The 2,817-nt window shown below is 71.4% G+C and carries 2 protein-coding genes; one reads left to right on the top strand and one right to left on the bottom strand.

From position 1 onward, the window contains the following. Positions 1 to 77 precede the first annotated feature (77 nt). Complete coding sequence (locus QH283_RS12930) at positions 78 to 1,688, bottom strand: (2,3-dihydroxybenzoyl)adenylate synthase (RefSeq protein ID WP_280503246.1); 1,611 nt, start codon at positions 1,686 to 1,688, stop codon at positions 78 to 80. Between the two features lie 96 nt (positions 1,689 to 1,784). Here QH283_RS12930 and QH283_RS12925 point away from each other — a divergent pair, with 96 nt between their 5' ends. Beyond that, complete coding sequence (locus QH283_RS12925) at positions 1,785 to 2,657, top strand: oxidoreductase (RefSeq protein ID WP_280503245.1); 873 nt, start codon at positions 1,785 to 1,787, stop codon at positions 2,655 to 2,657. Positions 2,658 to 2,817: the final 160 nt, after the last annotated feature.

Genomic DNA, 2,817 nt, shown 5'->3' with positions numbered 1-2,817 from the left:
CCCCCCCCCCCCCCCCCCCCCCCACCCCCGGGGGGGCCCCACCCCCACCCGGGCCCCCCCCCCGAAGTGTTCTCCGCTCAGCTGTAGGTGGCCCTGAGCGCCTTCTTGTCGATCTTGCCGACCGCCGTGATCGGCAGGACGTCGGTCCGGCGCAGCACGTCGGGCAGCTTGTAGGTGGCAAGGCCGCGCTCGGTCAGGAAGGTCTTGATCGCGGGCAGGGTCGGCATCTCGCCCTCGACCACCAGCACCGCGCACACCTTCTCGCCGAGAGCGGGATCGGGCAGGCCGACAGCGGCGGCGTGGCGGACGCCGGGATAGGCGAGCAGGTGCTCCTCCAGTTCGTCGCAGGAGACGTTCTCGCCGCCGCGGTTGATGACGTCCTTGATCCGGCCGGAGACGATCAGGTGCCCGGATTCCAGGCGGCGCACCAGGTCACCGCTGCGGTAGTAGCCGTCGGGAGTGAAGGCGCGGGCGTTGTGCTCGGGAGCGCGGTAGTAGCCGCGCAGGGTGTAGGGGCCGCGGGTGAGCAGTTCGCCCTCTTCGCCGGGAGCCACGTCGTTGCCCTCGCCGTCGACGATGCGCAGCTCGTCGGCCGGCGACATCGGCCTGCCCTGGGTGGTGCAGATCAGCTCGTCGGGATCGTCGAGGCGGGTGTAGTTGAGCAGGCCCTCGGCCATGCCGAACACCTGCTGGAGCGCGCAGCCCAGCGCCGGGGTCACCTCCCTGGCGTTCACATCGGCCAGCCGCGCGCCGCCGACCTGGAGCAGCCGCAGCGAACTCAGGTCGGCCTCTTCCCATTCCACGGCCGCGCAGTACAGCTGGGCCAGCGGCGGGACCACCGCGGTCACCGTCACCCCGTGCCGCTCGACGGCGGCGAAGGCGTTCTCCGGGCTCGGGTCGCTGACGAAGGCCACCGACGCGCCCACGCTCACGCTGCCCAGGATGCCTGGGCAGGCCAGCGGGAAGTTGTGCGCGGCCGGCAGGGTCGCCAGGTAGACGTCGTCGGCGGTGAGCTCGCAGATCCGCGCGCTGGCGGTGGCGTTGTAGACGTAGTCGTCGTGGGTGCGCGCGATCAGCTTGGGCAGGCCGGTGGTGCCGCCGGAGACCAGCATCAGCGCGATGTCGGACGGGTCGATCTCGGGCAGCGAATCACCCTCGCGCGCAATGGTGCTCAGGTCGGTGAACGGGCCGGGATCGCCGAGCACGAGCACGTGGCGCAGGCTGGGCGCCTGCTCGCGCACGGTCTGCGCCAGCTCACGGTAGTCGAAACCGCCCGCGGTGTCGGCGATCACGTAGGCCACCGCCTCCGACAGCCGGGTCAGATGCTCGATCTCGGCCCTGCGGTGCGCGGGCAGGGTGAGCACCGGGATGGCGCCCGCGCGCAGCAGGCCGAACAGAACGGTCAGGAACTCGGGCACGTTCGGCAGCTGGACCACGACCCGGTCGCCGGGGGTGATGCCGAGCGCGATCAGGCCGTGGGCGATGCGGTCGGCCTCGGCGTCCACCCAGGCGTAGTCGCGCTCGCCCGCGTCGGTGCGCAGGGCGATGCGCTCGGGGTGCTGCCGCGCGGTCTCGCGCAGCAGATCGCCCAGCGGCTGCCCCTTCCAGTAACCGGCGGCGCGGTAGGCCTCGGCTGCCTCGCTGGGAAAGGGCACGTAGCCGTCCCGGTGGTCGGTGGTTGTGGTCACGATTCCCTCACTGGGTCCGGTCGGGGTCGGATCGAAGTTAGGTAACCCTATCTCAATGCCCGATGGTGTTCGGCCCGCCGGGCTACACTCGTCGCCATGAGCCGCTGGGAAGCCACGGATATCCCCGATCAGACCGGCCGGACCTTCGTGGTCACCGGCGCCAACGGCGGGCTCGGCGCCGTCACGGCCAAGGCGCTGGCCGCCAAGGGCGCGCACGTGATCATGGCCTGCCGCGATCTGGCCAAGGCCGAACGGGTCGCCGCCGAGATCGGCCCCCGCGCCGACGTGCGCCGCCTCGACCTGGCCGACCTGTCGTCGGTGCGCGCCTTCGCCGACGGTGTGGAGACACTGGACGTGCTGGTCAACAACGCCGGGGTGATGGCGGTGCCGCAGCGCCGCACCGCCGACGGCTTCGAGATGCAGATCGGCACCAACCACCTCGGCCACTTCGCGCTCACCGGGCTGCTGCTCGGCAAGATCACCGACCGGGTGGTCACCGTCTCCAGCGGCGCCCACGCCATCGGCGTGATCGATCTCGACGATCTGAACTGGGAGCGCCGCAAGTACCAGACCTGGCGGGCCTACGGCCAGGCCAAGCTCGCGAATCTGATGTTCGCCTACGAGCTCCAGCGCAGGCTCACCGCCGCGGGCTCGCCGATCCGCTCGGTCGCCGCCCACCCCGGCTACGCCGCCACCGACCTGCAGTCACACACCGAGACCTTCATGGATTCGATCATGGCCCTGGGCAACCGGCTGCTGGCCCAGAGCGCCGACAACGGCGCGCTGCCCCAGCTGTTCGCCGCCACCATGCCGGTCGAGCCAGGCGCCTTCTACGGGCCCGACAAGCTCGGCGGCCTGCGCGGGCATCCGGTGCGGGTCGGGTCGACCAAGGCCTCGCGCGACGAGCGGGTCGCCCGCGAGCTGTTCGACCTCTCCGAACGCCTCACCGGAGTCACCTATTCGATCTGACCGTCGGCAGGGCCGTGTGTCGCGGGTCACTCCGAGTCGTGTCACACCGCGCGGCGCCGCGTCGTCGTCTCGGTGAAGCAGCCCGGGCAGCCGGGCACGACACCGGAGGAGCCGCAATCAAGGAGCAGCGAATAGACTACGCGGCCAGCGAACTCGGTCA

It is taken from the genome of Nocardia farcinica (genome assembly GCF_029867845.1).
Classification (GTDB): Bacteria; Actinomycetota; Actinomycetes; order Mycobacteriales; family Mycobacteriaceae; genus Nocardia; species Nocardia farcinica_A.
The sequence above is the reverse complement of the archived record's forward strand: the minus strand, read 5'-3'. Positions and strand labels throughout refer to the sequence as shown.

Excerpts from the sequence above, each read along its gene's own strand:
- QH283_RS12925 (WP_280503245.1), top strand. The coding sequence starts at position 1,785 with ATGAGCCGCTGGGAAGCCACGGATATCCCCGATCAGACCGGCCGGACC.